The sequence below is a fragment of the Bradyrhizobium sp. LLZ17 genome (genome assembly GCF_041200145.1).
Lineage (GTDB): Bacteria > Pseudomonadota > Alphaproteobacteria > Rhizobiales > Xanthobacteraceae > Bradyrhizobium.
The window spans coordinates 3,986,341-4,002,443 of record NZ_CP165734.1 but is presented as its reverse complement, the minus strand read 5'-3'; the positions used below and the strand labels follow the sequence as shown (position 1 = coordinate 4,002,443).

The following is a 16,103-nucleotide window of genomic DNA, read 5'->3' as shown; positions in this document are numbered from 1 at the left end:
GCGAGGAAAGTCTTAGGAACCTGCAATCCTGGTTGACGTTGCCGAACCGGTTCGATGGACATCGCCATGCGACGCCGGACGTTTGTGATTTCGCTCGCGAGCTGGCTCGTCAGCACGACGTCGCTGACGCGGGCGAGGGTGATTCATGGCTCTATCCCCTGGTCTCCTTTTCCAGACTCGGCACCGGAAATCGTGCGCCCCGGTCCATGGCAGTTCTTCACGCTCGATGAAGCCCGCGCGATGGAGGCGATCGTCGACCGTATCATCCCGCCGGATCCGGAGACGCCGGGCGGCAAGGATGCGGGCTGCGCCGTCTTCATCGATCGTCAGCTCAGGGGGCCGTACGGCTCTAACCAGGGTTTGTACAGACTCGGTCCGTTCGGCAAAGGCACTAAGGAGCAGGGCGCGCAATCGGAGCTGACGCATGCCGAGCTCTATCGGAAGGCGTTGGCCGCACTTGACGGGCACTGCAAGTCAACCCAGGGCGGCAAGTCCTTCGCCGAACTCGGCGCGTCCGAACAGGACGACATGCTGCGCAAGATCGAGTCCGGTGAGATCAAGTTCGAGACTGTCGATGCGCAAGGGTTTTTCTCCGCGCTGTTGAAGGATGTCCCGGAAGGCTTCTTCTCCGATCCCATCCATGGCGGCAATCGCGACATGGTCGGTTGGAAGATGATCGGCTTTCCTGGCATCCGTTATGACTATCGCGACTGGGTCCATCGTCACAACGAGCGCTATCCATATCCGCCCGTCAGCATTGCGGGTCGTGCCGACTGGACCCCAAAATCGAGAGCGTGACGAATGGCTCGCAAACTGCCGCGAAAGGACGTCGTCATCATCGGGCTCGGCTGGACCGGGGCTATCATGGCCTACGAGCTTGCCGAGGCCGGGCTCGATGTGATTGCGATCGAGCGCGGCCCCTGGCGCAACACAGCGACCGATTTTCCGCCGGGGTACGCGGCGGATGAGTTGCGCTTCCGCATTCGCCATGAACTGTTCCTCAGGCCCGGCCAGACCACCTTCACCTTCCGGAACAAGGCGAGCCAGACGGCACTGCCGATCCGGAACTGGGGCGCGTTCATGCCGCCGAACGGCGTCGGCGGCGGAGGGGTGCACTGGAATGCGGAGACCTGGCGCTTCTTGCCATCGGATTTCGTGCTGAAGACACACCTGACCGAGCGTTATGGCGCGGGCTTCCTGCCCGAGGATATGACGATCCAGGACTGGGCGGTGACTTACGACGAGCTCGAGCCGCATTACGACAAGTTCGAATATCTCTGCGGCACGTCCGGCCAGGCCGGCAACATCAAGGGCACGATCATGGAAGGCGGCAACCCCTTCGAGGGCCCGCGATCTCGTCCTTACCCCAATCCGCCGCAGGACCAGCCGTTCAGCCACACGCTGTTTGCCAAGGCGGCGCGCGACCTCGGCTATAAGCCGTTCCCCCAGCCATCGGGTAACATGTCGCGCCCGTACCAGAATCCGCTGGGCGTGCGCCTCGGGCCATGCACCTATTGCGGCTTCTGCGAGTGGTTCGGCTGCGGCAACTACTCAAAGGCCTCGCCGCAGACTACCATTCTGCCTGCGCTGATCCGCAACTCTAACTTCTCGGCGCGCGACAACAGCGAGGTTACGCGGATCGATCTGGACAGCTCCGGCAAACGCGCGACCGGCGTGACCTTCGTGGATACCGCGGGCGATGAATGGGAGCAGCCGGCCGATCTGGTCGTACTCTCCGCCTACACCATCTTCAATGTCCAGCTCCTGCTGCTGTCGGGCATCGGCAAGGCCTACGATCCCTCCGCCAACACGGGCGTGGTCGGCCGCAACTTCACCCACCAGACCGTGTCCGACGTCGTCAGCTTTTTCGACTCCGCAAAGTTCATCTTCAATCCGTTCATCGCCTCGGGCGCGATCGGCATGTGCATCGATGAATTCAACGGCGACAATTTCGACCACGCGGCGCATGGCTTCGTCGGAGGCGGCTATGTGGGACAGGTCCAGACCAATGGGCGGCCGATCGAGACCACGCCCGTGCCACCGGGAACGCCGCTGTGGGGCGCAGAATGGAAACAGGCGGTCAAGGAAAACTATCAGAGCGCGACCAAGCCCGGGACCGGCGTCCACGGCAGCATGTACAGCTACCGTGATGTCTATGTCGATCTCGACCCGACCTACAAGGACCGCTTCAGTCGGCCGCTGGTGCGGATCACCATGGATTTCCACGACAACGAGATCAAGCAGAACAAATTTTTGACCGACAAGTTCGCCGAGATCTTCGAGGCGATGGGCGCAAAGCAGGTCCACAAGGAATATCGCAAGGCGCCGTACGACATCACGAAATACCAGACGACACATCTCTGTGGCGGCGCGATCATGGGCAGCGATCCGAACACCAGCGCGCTCAATCGGTACCTGCAGAACTGGGATGTGCCGAATCTGTTCGTGCTCGGCGCGAGCGCATTTCCGCAAAATGCCGGCTACAACCCGACCGGAACGGTCGCCGCGCTCGCTTACTGGGCCGCCGACGCGATCCGCACAAAGTATCTCAAGAACCCTGGGCAACTGATCAATGCGTAGATCGGCCCGGCTCGGATTGACGGCACTTGTGCTTGCAGTGGGCACGGGCAAGGGCACGGGCGCTGACCTGCAGGGCTTCGCCGCCATCAACCGCGGGCGCTATCTTGCGGCGGCTGCCGATTGCGGAAGCTGTCATACGATTCCGGGTAGCAATCATCCCTTCAGCGGCGGCCGGCCGATCGAGACGCCGTTCGGCATTCTGGTATCGCCCAACATCACGCCGGATCGCGAGACCGGGATCGGCGCCTGGAGCGACGACGAGTTCGATGCGGCCGTGCGCAAGGGGCGCCGGCGCGACGGCAAGCTACTCTATCCGGCCATGCCGTTTCCGTATTTCGCACGGATGTCGCAACAAGAGGTCAAGGACATTCGCACTTATCTCGCCACCGTCGAGCCCGTCCATAATGCGGTGGCCGTGAACCAGCTGCCATTTCCGCTCAACCAGCGGGCCGTCATGATGGTCTGGGACAGGCTTTACTTCGCACCCTGGACGTTCAAGGACGAGCCATCGAAATCCAAGGAATGGAATCGTGGTGCATATCTGGTCCAGGGTCCCGGGCATTGCGGTGCCTGTCACACGCCAAAGACCTTCCTCGGCGGAGACAAGCTCTCCAAGCCCTTGCAGGGATACACCCTCCAGGGCTGGGTCGCGCCCGACATCACCAGCGGGCAGGGACCGCTTGGGCAGTGGTCGGTCGACGATCTCTCGCAATATCTTAGGACTGGCCACAACCGCTTTGCCGCCGCTGCCGGTCTGATGGGCGAAGTCGTCGAGCTCTCGACGTCGAAACTGAGCGACGGCGACATCTACGCCATGGCGACCTACCTGAAGGACGTGTCGGGACCAAGGCCCGCAGCCGACAGCTCCGGCGATTCCAGCGTGCTGGCAGCGGGCGGCGCGATCTATCAGGATCTCTGTTCGGCTTGCCACAAATCGGACGGGACGGGCGTTCCCAATCTCATTCCGAACCTTGCGCAGGCTGCGACGGTCAACACGGGTGATCCCACGACGGTGTTGCGGGTGATCCTTCAGGGGGCGCAAAGTGTCGCGACCGACCGGGAGCCGACCGGTCCGGCCATGCCCGCCTTCGGCTGGCAACTCAACGACACGCAGGTCGCGGCGGTTGCGACCTATGTCCGCAACCATTGGGGCAAGGCGCCGCCGGTCAGCGCGGATGACGTCAACAAAGAGCGCAAGGCGCTTGATGCGAGAACGAACTGACGATCACGTCCGGGTCATGAAATCCATTAGGCCAAGCCAAAGGAATATCCCGAGCCAGAACAGCCCTGCGCCCGCGAACACCAATGTGAGGCCGCTCCGGTGCCGCAGCTCCATGAAGATGACCGCGACCAGGCCCGCCTTGACGGTGCCGATGCTCAGCGCCACCACGGCATTGCCGGCCCCGAGCGGCACATAGGCAAGCGTCACGGTGAGTGCGAGCAAGGCCAACAGGCCCAGCCAAGCTCCGACGAGTGGAAGCGGGGGCCGCCAATGCGTCATGACGAGGACCGCCCGGGCAAGTAGATCAGCGCGAACAGGAAGATCCAGACCACGTCGACGAAGTGCCAATACAGTGCTGCGCTATGCAGCGCCGTATGATGACGCGTCGTCGGCATCTTCCGGCAGATGATCGCAAGCGTCGCAAGCAGGCCGATGCCGATGAGCATGTGCAGGGCATGGATCGCCGTGGCGACGAAGTAGAAGATGAAGAACAGCTGGACGCTGTTGCCCAGCGGACCGCCGAACCGAAAATCGACGCCGGGGACGATGTGCTCGTCGTACTCCTTCCTGTACTCGATCCCTTTGAGCACGATGAAGACCAGCCCAAGACAGGCGGCGCCGAGCAACAGCAACGTGCTGATCCGAGCCGTCTCAGCGGAGAAGATTTCGACCGCCCATGCGACGAGAAAGCTCGAGGTCAGGAGCACAGCCGTGTTGGTTGTCCCGATCAGGATGTCGGTGTGCCGACTGCCCTCGGCGAAGCCCTGCGGAAACGCATGCCGGTAAACGAGATAAGCGAGGATCAGGCCGCCGAAGAGCAAGATCTCCGTGGCAATGAAGACCCACATGCCAAGCTCGGCGGTGTGATCGCGGTGGGGGATGGAGGCATACTGCGGTGCGAAGGCCGGGCTCTCAGGCATTTTGCGGCTCCGCGTGGAAATCCCGGTCATATTGATAGGGCGCGCGCGTGACCACCGGCTGCGTGGTGAAGTTGTGCTCCGGCGGCGGAGAGGACGTCTGCCATTCGAGGCCGGGGGCATCCCAGGGATTCGCCGGCGCGCGGGCGCCAAAGAACGCGGAGTAGCCGAGATAGAACAGCGGCATCAGGTAGGCGACGGCGAGAATCGCGGCGCCGCCCGATGACAGCACGTTCCAGACCTGAAATTCCGGAGGGTAGACGTGGTAGCGGCGGGGCATGCCTTCTGCGCCGAGGATGAATTGCGGGAAGAATGTGAGATTGAAACCGAAGAAGATCAGGACGGCCGCGGCGCGCGCCCAATATTCCGAGTACAGCCGGCCGGTTATCTTCGGCCACCAGTAATGCAAGCCGCCGAAATAGGCCGTCACCATGCCGCCGACCATGATGTAGTGGAAATGTGCCACGACGAAGTAAGTGTCCGTGGCGTGCACGTCAAAGGCGAGGCAGGCAAGGAACAGGCCCGTGAGCCCGCCGATCGTGAACAGGCCGATAAATCCCAGCGCATAGAGCATGGGCGCATCGAAGCGCAGCAGGCCTTTGTGCAGCGTTGCGGTCCAGTTGAAGACCTTGATCGCCGAGGGCACCGCGACGATGAAGCTCATGAATGAGAAGACGAGGCTTGCGATCAGCGACTGGCCGCTGACGAACATGTGATGTCCCCACACCAGGAAGCCGACCGCGGCGATGGCGAGGCTGCACCACGCCACGAACTTGTAGCCAAACACTTGCTTTCGCGAGAAGCAGGAGATCAGTTCGTTGATCACGCCCATGCCCGGCAGGATCATGATATAGACCGCGGGATGCGAGTAGAACCAGAACAGGTGCTGGAACAGCAGTGGATCGCCGCCGATCCGCGGATCGAAAATGCCGACGCCGAAGAAGCGTTCCACTGCGATCAGCAATAGCGTGATCGCGAGCACCGGCGTTGCCAGCACCAGGATGACGGATGTCGCGTAGAGCGACCACAGGAAGAGCGGAAGGCGATACCAGGTCAGGCCGGGAGCGCGCAGGCGATGGATGGTGACGATGAAATTCAATCCGGTCAGGATCGATGAGAAGCCGGCAATGAAGACGCCGGCGGCCGCCACGATCACGTAGCTGTTGGAGTAGAGGGTCGAGAACGGCGTATAGAAAGTCCAGCCGGTGTCGACGCCGCCGGCGAGGATTGCAAACAATGTCGTGCAGCCTCCCAGCATGAAGATGTACCAGCTCATCAGGTTGAGCCGGGGGAAGGCAAGGTCGCGCGCGCCGATCATCAACGGAACGATGAAGTTGCCGAGCGTGTTCGGAATAGATGGAATGAGGAAGAACCACACCATGATGATGCCGTGCATGGTGAATAGGCGGTTGTAGATGTCGGAGCTGACGATGTCGCCCTGGGGCGTTGCAAGCTCGATCCTGATCACGGTTGCCGCTGCCCCGCCGATGAAGAAGAAGAAGATCAGGCTCGCGAAATAGAGGATTGCGATCCGCTTGTGGTCTGTGGTCAAGAACCAGGATTTCAGCGTGTAGTCGGTGGTCAGATAGCTTTTCTCGCTCATGATCGGTGTCCTGCAAGCGACTTGATGTACATCACGAGGCGCAAAAGCTGTTCTTCGCTCACCTTGCCCTCGAACGAGGGCATCAGCGGCTCATAGCTCGCAACAATCTGGCTACGCGGCAGCAGGATGGAGTCGCGGATGTATTTGTCGTCCGCAATCGCGGTGCTGCCGTCGGACAGCGGGACCGGCCGTCCATAGAGGCCCTCGAGCGGCGGCGCGCGGATCTTGCTGCCCGGGCCATGACAGCCGCTACAGCCGAGTTCGCGAAACAGCGCGCCGCCCTCGCCGGCGAGCGAGCTTGACGGCGCCTGCCGCGTGAGCCAGTTGGAGAAATCGGCCGGCTCCATGGCCACGATTTCGCCGATCATGCCTGAATGGTCGGTGCCGCAATATTCCGCGCAGAACAGATGATAGGTGCCGGGCCTGTCTACCTCGATCTCGATGTCCTGATAGCGGCCGGGCACGACGTCGTGCTTGAGCCGCAGGGCAGGAATGAAGAAACTATGGATCACGTCCTGCGAGGCCATGACCAGGCGAACCGGGCGGTTGGTCGGCACGTGCAGCGCGTTGATCTCGGCCTGGCCGCCGGGATGCTGGGTCTTCCACATCCATTGCTTCGCGACGACGAACACGACCAACTCGTCCGCCGGCGTCTTGTACATCTCGAAATACACGCTGGCGCCCCAGACGAACAGGCCGACGAAGCAGGCCAGCGATGCGGTGGTCCAGCCGACCTCCCAGTGCCAGCTCTTGGCGATGTGGTCCTCGCGGTCGATCAGGTTGCCGGCGCGATAGCGGACGCAAAACAGCGTCAGCAGGAAGAACAGAATCCCGAGCACCAGCGCGCTCGTCATCAGAAGACCCGCGAAGAGCAGGTCGACATCGCCGCTTTGTGGCGAGAGCCCGGGTTGCCAGAACGGGATCCACTGGCGCCACATCTAACGCAACCTCGATCGAAGCACTCGGCGGGAGTTCATGGGGACGGCCACCCCGGCAAGCCCTTGTGCAGGAGGAGATCAACTGCGCGGTCAATCGGGATGCGAACGACCCCTCGATTGCGGTCGACCCAAGCATAGCTTCCGTCAATCTGCGCTTCGCCTTGCCGGGATTTTTGCAACGCGTCGCGGGGGCGACCTCGAGCGGCGGGGCATTCGCGCTGAGGGCGGGACGATTTGCGGGCGTGACGCGCATCGTGGATTGCGGAAACATGAGCGGCAACAGGAGAGGCGTCACTGCGACGAAAGTCGCAAGACCGCTTGCAAGCCATCCGACCAGGCGCGGTCCGACATCCGACCGCTCATAGTCGAAGCGCTTGCTGTCCGCCATGCTGCCGTCCTCGATCGCGGCAAGACAATGCGGCACGAGGAATTGCGTTCCGGATCTAGGAACCAACCTACGACGGCGGGATTGTCGAACGACAACTCGCCGTCGGGTCGCAGCGAGAATGGTCCAGATATTCTCCCCTGTGGCGGACACCTGGTTGCGCCTGTTTCTGATCGGCGGCTTGTCGCTGGCGAGCGGCGGTACTGTCGCAGTCGTTGGTTTTGCGCGTTCGGCCTACATGACCGACACCGAAATTCGACCGCATCAGCCCGTGCCGTTCAGTCACCGCCATCATGCCGGGGAGCTCGGCATCGACTGCCGTTATTGTCACAGCAATGTCGAGGCAGGCCCGCAAGCGGGCCTTCCACCGACCGAGACCTGTATGACGTGCCATTCGGAAATCTGGACCGATGCGAAGATGCTCGAACCGGTGCGGCGCAGCCTCGCCGACGACACGCAGATCCGGTGGACGCGGGTCGCAAAGCTGCCCGACTACGTGTTCTTCCGTCACGACATCCATATCGCCAAGGGCGTCGGCTGCGAAACCTGCCACGGTCGTATCGACCAGATGGCGCTGACCTATCGGGCAAAAGCCTTCACGATGGAGTTTTGCGTCGATTGCCATCGCGATCCCGCGCCGCACCTGCGTCCGCCTGATCGCATCACCGACATGGCTTGGAAGCCGCCATCTGATGCGCGCGTGAAGGGTGAGGCGATCGCCGCACACGAGGGCCTCCGCCTTGGCGAGCTCACGCATTGCTACGTGTGTCACCGATGAGGAGGCGCATCGACCATCAATCCGGGAGCGCGAGCGGGCCACCATTTTGGGCCGGCATCGAGGAACTGTCGGGTGATCCGCGATTTCGGGCCTTCATTGAGGCAGAGTACCCAGCCGTTCAGCAGTTCTCGCAGACCGCGCGCCGCGAATTCTTGAAACTGATGGGCGCTTCCTTTGCGCTCGCCGGGCTGACGGGCTGCGAGAAGAGTTCGTTCGTCGCGGCTCTGCCCTATGTCGATCAGCCGGCGAGCGAGACGATCGGGCTGCCGCGCTACTACGCGACAGCGGTTCTGCTCGACGGCTTCGCGCAGCCCGTGATCGCGACGAGCTATGCTGGACGGCCGACAAAGCTCGACGGCAATCCTGATCACCCGGTCACGCAAGGTCGCAGCGACGTCTTCATGCAAGGTGCGGTGCTGCAGCTTTATGATCCCGACCGCGCTGCGGCGCCGACCCGGCGCGGCGAGCCCGTGAGCTGGGCCGACGTGGAGGCGGCGGTCGGGACGCTGCGCGAGAGCTGGAGAATGGACCAGGGCGAGGGCGTGCGGCTGCTGCTCGGACCCACAACCTCGCCGACGCTGCTGCGCCAGATCGATGCCTTGCTGAAGCAGTTTCCGAAGGCCCGCGTTCATCTGCATGCGGCCGCCGGCCTCGAGGCGAGGCGGCAAATTATGGCTGCGGTGTATGGGCGGGCGTTGGACCAGCACTATGTGCTCGATGACTGCGACCTCATCGTCAGCCTCGACGACGACTTCCTGGGACCTGGACCTGATCAGGTGCGCAACGCGCTGGGCTGGTCGCGGTCACGCCGGCGGCTGGGGGATCGTCCCGGTAACCAGTTGTTGATGGCCGAGAGCGTGCCATCAGCCACCGGTGCCATGGCAGGCGAACGTTTGATTGCCGACGCGAGGCGGATGCCGGTGCTGGCCGAGGCCCTCGCAGGCGCCCTCGGAATTGCCGAGGCATCGACGCCGGAACTGACCGACCGTGAGGGCCGATGGATCGCGCGGGTCGCTTCTGCCTGCAAGGATCGAACCGGACGCTCGCTGTTCATTTCAGGCGTGAGCGCGGGTGCTGCCGCAGCGCTGTGGATGGCACGGATCAATGAGCGGCTTGGCAACGCCGGCCAAACGCTCCGATTGACTGCGCCGATCTCGGATCCGGCGAATGCTGGAACGCTGGCTGAACTGGTGTCCGATATCAACGCCGGGCGCGTCACCACGCTTATCGTGCTCGATTGCAATGCAGCCTACGCCGCACCCAGTGAGCTCGCGTGTGGCGACGCCATCAAGCGCGTCCGCTCGTCCCTGTATCTCGGCCTGCAGCGGGATGAGACTGGCGATCTCTGCGAATGGCAGCTCCCTCTAACGCACGCGCTCGAGAGCTGGAGCGACGCACGCGCGGTCGATGGCACCGCGACCATTCTCCAGCCCGTGATCGAGCCGTTTTATGACGTGAAAACCGTACATCAGATATTTGGCATGCTGCTTGGCGATATCAATCCGGCAGCCGACGCCGCGGTCCGCGAGACCTGGCAGGCGAGTTTCGGCAATGCTTTCGAGCCGCGTTGGAAGAAGGCGCTGCACGACGGTTTCGTCGAGGGTGCCGCCCCGTTTGTCATGGCGTCGCCCGTGAACAACACGATCGCGTCACCAAAGGCGGCCGGCGAACTCGATGTCGTATTCCGGCCGGATCCGACCGTCTGGGATGGCCGGTTCGCCAATATCGGCTGGCTTCAGGAACTGCCGAAGCCGCTGACGACGGTCACCTGGACCAACGTGATCGCTGTCAGTCCGGCGCTCGCGAAGCGCTTCGCTGCAGCCAATGGCGATCAAGTCGAAATCACGGTCGGCGAGCGTCGGGTGACGGGGCCGCTCTGGATCATGCCCGGTCAGGCCGACAACACAATTGCTCTCTTTCTCGGTTACGGCAGGACCCGGGCCGGGCGGGTCGGTAGCAGCCTTGGCTACGACGCCTACCGGGTCCAGTCCGGCGCCGCGCCATGGTTGACGCAAGGCAGCCTGCGCAAGCTGGAGCTCACGGCAGACCTTCCGGTGACCCAATTGCATCACCGCATGGAAGGACTTGATCTCGTCCGCGAAGTGAGTCCGGGTGGTGCCGAGAGGTCATCGTCCGAGCAGCCCAGTCTGTACGCTCCCTGGCCGGGCTCGAAAAATGCGTGGGGCATGGTCATCGACCTCGATGCCTGCATCGGCTGCAATGCCTGCGTGGCGGCTTGCACCGCCGAGAACAACGTCCCCGTCGTCGGGCCCGACCAGGTCAAGGTCGGTCGTGAAATGCACTGGCTGCGTATCGCGCGTTACTACACCGGCGACATCGCCGAGCCGCGCAGCTTCTTCCAGCCGGTGCCCTGCATGCATTGCGAGGATGCGCCTTGCGAAATGGGCTGCCCCGTCCATGCCACGACACACAGTCCCGAGGGTGTGAATCAGATGGTTTATAACCGCTGCATCGGCACGCGGACCTGCTCCAGTTACTGCCCCTACAAGGTCAGGCGCTTCAATTTCTTCGATTACCGCGCGCCTGCTGAGTCCCCCCTCCATGCCGCCGACAATCCCGATGTCACGGTGCGCTCGCGGGGCGTGATGGAGAAATGCACCTATTGTACCCAGCGCATCGAAGCTGCCCACGTAGCCGCGGACAAGGAGAACCGCTCGTTACGCGACGGCGAGGTGGTGACCGCGTGCCAGCAGGCATGTCCCACCAAGGCGATCGTGTTCGGGGACATCAACGATCCGAATTCGGAGGTCTCGCGGCTCAGGCGTGATGGTCGGCACTATGTGCTACTCGAGGAACTGGGAACGCGTCCGCGCACGACCTATCTGGCGCGCTGGCGCGACGGCGACACGGGGTCGCAGCAGGGATGACCGATCGATCCGACATCCTGCCGACGCGCCAGAGCATGGGCGGCATCGCCGACCAGCTCACCGGCATTCCCCTGCATTTTCCCGCCGAGCGCCGCTGGCTGATTGCAATGATCTTTGCGAGCGCACTGCTGTTGCTGCTGATGATCTCCGTGGTCGAGCTCTTCACCCGCGGCGTCGGCATCTGGGGCATCAACATCCCCGTCAACTGGGCCTTCGCCATTCACAACTACGTCTGGTGGCTCGGCATCGGTCACGCCGGCACGCTGATTTCGGCGCTGTTGCTTCTGACTGGCAGCGAGTGGCGCAACTCGCTCAACCGCTTTGCCGAGACGATGACGCTGTTTGCCGTGGTCTGCGCCGGGATCTATCCGATCCTGCACCTCGGTCGGCCCTGGTACGTGTACTGGATGTTTCCCTATCCGGCCACCATGGGCGTCTGGCCGCAATTCCGCAGCCCGCTGGAATGGGACATCTGGGCGGTGCTGACCTATCTCACGGTCTCGCTGGCCTTCTGGTATACCGGCCTGATCCCCGACCTCGCCGCCGCGCGCGACCGCGCAACGCGCCGCGGCTGGCAGATCTTCTTCGGCGTCATCGCGCTCGGATGGCGCGGTTCGGCCAAGCATTGGCTGCGTTGGTCGCAGGCCTACAGGCTGATCGCGGGTCTTGCCGTGCCGCTGGTCGTGTCCGTCCACAGCGAGGTCTCGCTGCTGTTCGCCGCGGGGCAGATCCCGGGCTGGCACTCGACGATTTTTCCGCCCTACTTCGTGCTGGGGGCGGCATTCTCCGGCTTTGCCGTCGTCTCCATCATCGCGGTGACGCTGCGATCGTGGTTCGGGCTGGAGAATCTCGTGACCGATGATCATCTTGACCTGCTGGGCAAGGTCCTGCTCGCGACCGGCCTGATGACGGCCTATGGCTATGTCTTTGAGGTGTTCGACGCGGTCTATTCGGGAGAGAAGCATGAGCTGCAGACGCTGGCGGATCGCTTCGCCGGCGCCTATGCCTGGACCTATTGGGGCGCGGTGATCTTCAATTTCATTCCGCTCCAGGCGCTGTGGTGGCGCGTCGTGCGGCGAAGCGGATGGATGTTGTTGCTGATCTCGATCTCGGTCGCGATCGGAATGTGGCTCGAGCGGTACATGATCCTCGTCACCAGCCTCTATCGCGACTTTCTGGTCTCGTCCTGGAGCCACTTCACGCCGAGCTTCTGGGACTGGTCGACCTATTTCGGCACGATCGGGCTGTTCCTGGTGCCGTTCCTCATCGCGATACGCCTCATCCCCATGATCTCGATCTTCGAGACCAAGGAGCTTCTCCACGAAGAGAAAGTGGAGAAGCCGCATGGCTAAAGAGCTCTACGGCGCATTGGCCGAGTTCAAGAACCCCGAAGATCTGCTCGCGGCCGTGCGCAGGGCGCGGAAGGCCGGCTACCGCAAGCTCGACGCCTTCACGCCATTTCCGGTCGAGGGACTGGACCGCATCTTGCGGCTTCCGCGACCCAGAATTTCCTTCGTCGGCCTGATAGGAGCCATCGCGGGAGCTACGACCGCGCTCATCATGCAGTTCTACGTGAATTACGCCTACCCGCTCAATGTCGGCGGCCGGCCCGTCTATGCGATATCGGCCTTCGCCGTCGTGACCTTCGAGCTCACGATCCTGTTCTCTGCGCTATCGATGCTGGTCGCCATGCTGTGGCAGAACGGGCTGCCCCGGCTCAACTATCCCGTGTTCGGTGCCGAACGGTTCGATCGGGCCAGCAAGGACCGGTTCTTTCTTTGCGTGAGCGCGAAGGACGCGATGTTCGCGCCGGGTGAGACCCTGGTGTTCCTGAGCGAGGCGGGCGCGCTTTCGGTGGAGCTCGTACCGCAATGAGCAGGCTGTGGCTCATGGCTGCGCTTGCAACTCTGCTCGCCGCCTGCGACCAGAACATGGACGTGCAGCCCCGCTATGGTGAATATTCGCGGGCGCCGCTGTTTCGCGGCAGCGTGCTGCGCCGCCCGCCCGTGAACACGGTTGCGCGTGACGCTCTCGAACGGGAGAAAGTCGCAACCACGAAGCCGGCTCTCACGCCTGAACTCCTGGCGCGGGGACGAGAGCGCTTCGGCATTTTCTGTTCGCCATGTCATGGTGGGGGCGGCGACGGCAACGGCATCATCGTTCAGCGCGGCATGCCGCGCCCGACCAGTTATCACAGCGATCGGTTGCTCGCCGCCGACGACCAGTACTTTTTCGATGTGATCACCAATGGGCATGGCGCGATGTATTCTTACGCCGCGCGGGTCCCGCCGCGGGATCGCTGGGCCATCGCGGCCTATATCCGCGCGCTTCAGCTCAGCCGCCATGCCTCGCTCGACGATGTGCCGCCGGAGGAGCGCGCCAAACTCGAGAGCGCGCCATGAAGAGCCGCGCCGGTGCACGGAGCGGCGCGGCCGTGGTGTCGGGCCTGGTCCTGATCGCCGGATTCCTGATCGATCCGCGATCGACGGTTGCCGCCTATCTCGTTGCCTGGATCACCTGGGGTGCCATTCCGATCGGTGCGCTCGGCCTTTTCATGACCAGCTATCTGGTGCGGCGGCGGTGGACTGAGGCGCTGCATCCGGTCTTCGTCGCAAGCGCGGGCGTTCTGCCCATTGTGGCGCTCGCATTTATTCCCGTCCTTCTACTCATGAGGGACCTCTATCCGGCCATCGCGAATGCATCGTTGCTGCCGCCGTTCAAGGCGCGCTGGTTCGTGTCGTGGTTCTTTGTGTTGCGGACGGTGGTCTACTTCGCGGTCTGGATCGGGCTCGCCCAATGGCTCCGGCGCGCCTGGCGCAATCATGAGGCAATGGTGCGCGCCGCATCGGTCGGCGCGATCGTGTGGACCCTCACCGTGTCGTTTGCCGGGATCGACTGGATGGAGCAGCTCGAACCCGATTTTCATTCCTCGATTTACGGCCTCCTCTATCTCAGCTTCGTGCTGACGGCGGCAACGGCTTTCGTCATCGGCGCCGGCCTGTTGTCGATGCGGTGGATCGGGCCGAGCCGCGGCTACAGCGGCCTCTTGCTCTCGGTGCTGCTGCTCTGGTGCTATCTCCACGCCATGCAGTATATCGTGATCTGGTCGGGAAATATTCCCAATGAAGTCACCTGGTATCTGGTGCGATCGGAGAACGGCTGGCAGTTCGTTCTAGCGGCGCTTTCCTTCGGGCAATTCGTGTTTCCGTTCTGCGCGATGCTCAGTGCCAGGGTGCGATCGGATCCGCATTGGCTGCTGGCCCTGTGCGGAACGACGTTGGCGATGCGCTGGCTCGAGTCCGCGATCCTGATCCTGCCGCCCCTTCAAGGACTCGCGGTTGCAATGACCGGGGTGATGCTGATCGCCGCGGGACTCTTTCTTGGCCTGATGTTGTGGCTGGTCTTCGATATGACGCTCGAGAGAGAGGCGGCGGCGCGGCGCCGATCGCCGCTATCTGGCGGCGAACTCGCGCCGAAGCAGCAGCCCGATTAGCAGGGCGAGCACAGTGACGCTGGTCGACGCGGCAGCGAGTAGCAGACGCCGCGCCGCAAGCGTGTAGGTGCCGCTTGCAGGATCGAAGCCGTAGCAGAGCAGATGGATTTGATCGGTCCATCGGCCGACGCGGCCCCGGCCCGCTTCGACCAGGGCAAGGCGCAGGCTGTTCGCATCGATCGCGAGCGCCGAGAGCGTACGCGAAATCCTTCCGTCGGGGGTCACCACGAAGGCGGCAGCAGGATGGGCGAATTGATCATGCTCGCGATCATAGATCGCCCGCACGCCGAAGGCGTCGGTCAATGCGCCGATATCGGGGGCTGTGCCCCGCAGGAAGAAGCTGTGCTCGGGTAGGCCGCCTCTTGTGCTGAGCTGGGCATCCCTCATCGCCCGGGCTTGCGCAACGCTGTCCTTGGGGTCGAATCCGACAACGATCAGCCGAAAGTCCGCCCCCGCTTTCAGCCCCGTATCAGCCAGGGTGTTCGAAACGATCGATATCGCCGGCCCGCAAAGCGTTTCGCAGGTGTAGTCGGCGAGAATCCAGAGCGTGGGAATTCCTCCAAGCCAGCTTTGCAGCGGTGCGCTGCGGTCGCTCAGGTCGCTCATCCTGATCTGCAAGGGAAGTTGTGCGTTGGGGCGAGGTACGGAGCCGACCTGCTCGAGCTGCGAAGCGGTCACGGCTGCCTGCGCCGGGAACGACGTCACACAGCAAGCCAAGATCACGATGATCCATCCCGTGACCCATGCGAGGGCTTCTCGTTCAAAAATGTCTCGGGGGGCTTGGACCGGCAAAATCGGCCTCTCCGGGTGATTCCAGAAATGAACATGGACACACGGCGATGGTTCCCATTAGGGCAGCCACGGCTGCGACGCTCTTGCGGCGCCGTGGAGTACCCTCACACGCAGAAGCCTTGGCGACCGTGGACGCCTTCGCCTGAATCGGTCCACATCCCAAATTGATCCTGCCCGTACACTTCGCTCAACTTATTATCGTCGTCTCATTCGAAGCGCCCACTCAAGCAAGCCGCATTCGGGATATTCCGCAACTCTTATCGAGCGGTCTGTGGCGCCGCCTCTCAACCCTGCGCGCCTCCTTTGACCGGCATCACCTTCTTGGGATTGAGCCAGTGGTCATCTGCTCAATGCTCGCGTTTTCGAAATAGCGAAATTCGTGGTGAGCGTTTGTTTCCGGATACCAACCAAAATGCCAATAAAGCGGACGCCAGCGGTGAATGGTCCGCGAAATTTCACGCGTGTTTTCAATGCAGCCGCGAAATTTTTCCTTCAAGAGAAGGAAAC

Annotated in this window: 14 protein-coding genes; 9 read left to right on the top strand and 5 right to left on the bottom strand. The window is 62.7% G+C overall.

From position 1 onward, the window contains the following. Positions 1–66: 66 nt before the first annotated feature. The 3 genes from AB8Z38_RS19320 to AB8Z38_RS19310 are packed head-to-tail and all read left to right on the top strand — an operon-like array spanning position 67 to position 3,802. Positions 67–798 carry a gluconate 2-dehydrogenase subunit 3 family protein gene (locus AB8Z38_RS19320; protein ID WP_369719470.1) on the top strand — a complete coding sequence of 244 codons (732 nt, stop codon included), beginning with the start codon at positions 67–69 and terminating at the stop codon, positions 796–798. Between the two features lie 3 nt (positions 799–801). Then, positions 802–2,580: a GMC family oxidoreductase gene (locus AB8Z38_RS19315; RefSeq protein ID WP_369719469.1), complete on the top strand. Its 1,779-nt coding sequence runs from the start codon at positions 802–804 to the stop codon at positions 2,578–2,580. Continuing rightward, positions 2,573–3,802: a cytochrome c gene (locus tag AB8Z38_RS19310; RefSeq protein ID WP_369719468.1), complete on the top strand. Its 1,230-nt coding sequence runs from the start codon at positions 2,573–2,575 to the stop codon at positions 3,800–3,802. Before AB8Z38_RS19315 ends, AB8Z38_RS19310 begins: the two co-directional genes overlap by 8 nt. 3 nt (positions 3,803–3,805) lie before the next feature. On the opposite strand, the gene AB8Z38_RS19305 is transcribed toward AB8Z38_RS19310, so the two are convergent. Genes AB8Z38_RS19305 through coxB form a run of 4 tightly spaced genes read right to left on the bottom strand, consistent with a single transcriptional unit; the run spans position 3,806 to position 7,260 of the window. Then, positions 3,806–4,081 (bottom strand): cytochrome C oxidase subunit IV family protein, encoded by a 276-nt coding sequence (locus AB8Z38_RS19305; protein WP_369719467.1) that lies wholly within the window; start codon positions 4,079–4,081, stop codon positions 3,806–3,808. Next, positions 4,078–4,722, bottom strand: a complete 645-nt coding sequence (locus tag AB8Z38_RS19300; protein ID WP_369719466.1) for a cytochrome c oxidase subunit 3 — start codon at positions 4,720–4,722, stop codon at positions 4,078–4,080. Before AB8Z38_RS19300 ends, AB8Z38_RS19305 begins: the two co-directional genes overlap by 4 nt. Next, positions 4,715–6,322, bottom strand: coding sequence for a cytochrome c oxidase subunit I (gene ctaD / locus AB8Z38_RS19295; RefSeq protein ID WP_369719465.1), 1,608 nt, complete (start codon positions 6,320–6,322; stop codon positions 4,715–4,717). Before ctaD ends, AB8Z38_RS19300 begins: the two co-directional genes overlap by 8 nt. After that, the gene (gene coxB, locus AB8Z38_RS19290) at positions 6,319–7,260 is read right to left on the bottom strand and encodes a cytochrome c oxidase subunit II (protein WP_369719464.1); all 942 of its coding nucleotides are present in this window, start codon (positions 7,258–7,260) and stop codon (positions 6,319–6,321) included. The genes ctaD and coxB overlap by 4 nt, the downstream gene beginning before the upstream one ends. Positions 7,261–7,766: 506 nt before the next feature. On the opposite strand from coxB, the gene AB8Z38_RS19285 reads away from it, so the two are divergent. From AB8Z38_RS19285 to AB8Z38_RS19260, 6 genes are read left to right on the top strand one after another with little or no spacing between them, the layout of a single operon-like run. Next, the gene (locus AB8Z38_RS19285; protein ID WP_369719463.1) at positions 7,767–8,423 is read left to right on the top strand and encodes a cytochrome c3 family protein; all 657 of its coding nucleotides are present in this window, start codon (positions 7,767–7,769) and stop codon (positions 8,421–8,423) included. Then, positions 8,420–11,311 (top strand): TAT-variant-translocated molybdopterin oxidoreductase, encoded by a 2,892-nt coding sequence (locus tag AB8Z38_RS19280; RefSeq protein ID WP_369719462.1) that lies wholly within the window; start codon positions 8,420–8,422, stop codon positions 11,309–11,311. The genes AB8Z38_RS19285 and AB8Z38_RS19280 overlap by 4 nt, the downstream gene beginning before the upstream one ends. Beyond that, positions 11,308–12,663, top strand: a complete 1,356-nt coding sequence (nrfD, locus tag AB8Z38_RS19275) for an NrfD/PsrC family molybdoenzyme membrane anchor subunit (protein ID WP_369719461.1) — start codon at positions 11,308–11,310, stop codon at positions 12,661–12,663. Before AB8Z38_RS19280 ends, nrfD begins: the two co-directional genes overlap by 4 nt. Beyond that, complete coding sequence (locus AB8Z38_RS19270) at positions 12,656–13,186, top strand: DUF3341 domain-containing protein (protein WP_369719460.1); 531 nt, start codon at positions 12,656–12,658, stop codon at positions 13,184–13,186. The genes nrfD and AB8Z38_RS19270 overlap by 8 nt, the downstream gene beginning before the upstream one ends. Next, positions 13,183–13,713, top strand: coding sequence for a cytochrome c (locus AB8Z38_RS19265; RefSeq protein WP_369719459.1), 531 nt, complete (start codon positions 13,183–13,185; stop codon positions 13,711–13,713). Before AB8Z38_RS19270 ends, AB8Z38_RS19265 begins: the two co-directional genes overlap by 4 nt. Then, positions 13,710–14,804 (top strand): hypothetical protein, encoded by a 1,095-nt coding sequence (locus AB8Z38_RS19260; RefSeq protein ID WP_369719458.1) that lies wholly within the window; start codon positions 13,710–13,712, stop codon positions 14,802–14,804. The genes AB8Z38_RS19265 and AB8Z38_RS19260 overlap by 4 nt, the downstream gene beginning before the upstream one ends. Here AB8Z38_RS19260 and AB8Z38_RS19255 read toward each other — a convergent pair. Next, the gene (locus tag AB8Z38_RS19255) at positions 14,763–15,482 is read right to left on the bottom strand and encodes an SCO family protein (protein WP_369719457.1); all 720 of its coding nucleotides are present in this window, start codon (positions 15,480–15,482) and stop codon (positions 14,763–14,765) included. The genes AB8Z38_RS19260 and AB8Z38_RS19255 overlap by 42 nt on opposite strands. Positions 15,483–16,103 lie beyond the last annotated feature (621 nt).

Bases quoted from the DNA above. Each gene is read 5' to 3' on its own strand.
- AB8Z38_RS19265 (WP_369719459.1), top strand. From the start codon at position 13,183: ATGAGCAGGCTGTGGCTCATGGCTGCGCTTGCAACTCTGCTCGCCGCC.
- AB8Z38_RS19270 (WP_369719460.1), top strand. From the start codon at position 12,656: ATGGCTAAAGAGCTCTACGGCGCATTGGCCGAGTTCAAGAACCCCGAA.
- AB8Z38_RS19310 (WP_369719468.1), top strand. From the start codon at position 2,573: ATGCGTAGATCGGCCCGGCTCGGATTGACGGCACTTGTGCTTGCAGTG.
- ctaD (WP_369719465.1), bottom strand. From the start codon at position 6,322: ATGAGCGAGAAAAGCTATCTGACCACCGACTACACGCTGAAATCCTGG.
- AB8Z38_RS19315 (WP_369719469.1), top strand. From the start codon at position 802: ATGGCTCGCAAACTGCCGCGAAAGGACGTCGTCATCATCGGGCTCGGC.
- AB8Z38_RS19320 (WP_369719470.1), top strand. From the start codon at position 67: ATGCGACGCCGGACGTTTGTGATTTCGCTCGCGAGCTGGCTCGTCAGC.
- AB8Z38_RS19300 (WP_369719466.1), bottom strand. From the start codon at position 4,722: ATGCCTGAGAGCCCGGCCTTCGCACCGCAGTATGCCTCCATCCCCCAC.
- AB8Z38_RS19260 (WP_369719458.1), top strand. From the start codon at position 13,710: ATGAAGAGCCGCGCCGGTGCACGGAGCGGCGCGGCCGTGGTGTCGGGC.
- nrfD (WP_369719461.1), top strand. From the start codon at position 11,308: ATGACCGATCGATCCGACATCCTGCCGACGCGCCAGAGCATGGGCGGC.
- AB8Z38_RS19280 (WP_369719462.1), top strand. From the start codon at position 8,420: ATGAGGAGGCGCATCGACCATCAATCCGGGAGCGCGAGCGGGCCACCA.
- AB8Z38_RS19305 (WP_369719467.1), bottom strand. From the start codon at position 4,081: ATGACGCATTGGCGGCCCCCGCTTCCACTCGTCGGAGCTTGGCTGGGC.
- AB8Z38_RS19285 (WP_369719463.1), top strand. From the start codon at position 7,767: ATGGTCCAGATATTCTCCCCTGTGGCGGACACCTGGTTGCGCCTGTTT.
- coxB (WP_369719464.1), bottom strand. From the start codon at position 7,260: ATGTGGCGCCAGTGGATCCCGTTCTGGCAACCCGGGCTCTCGCCACAA.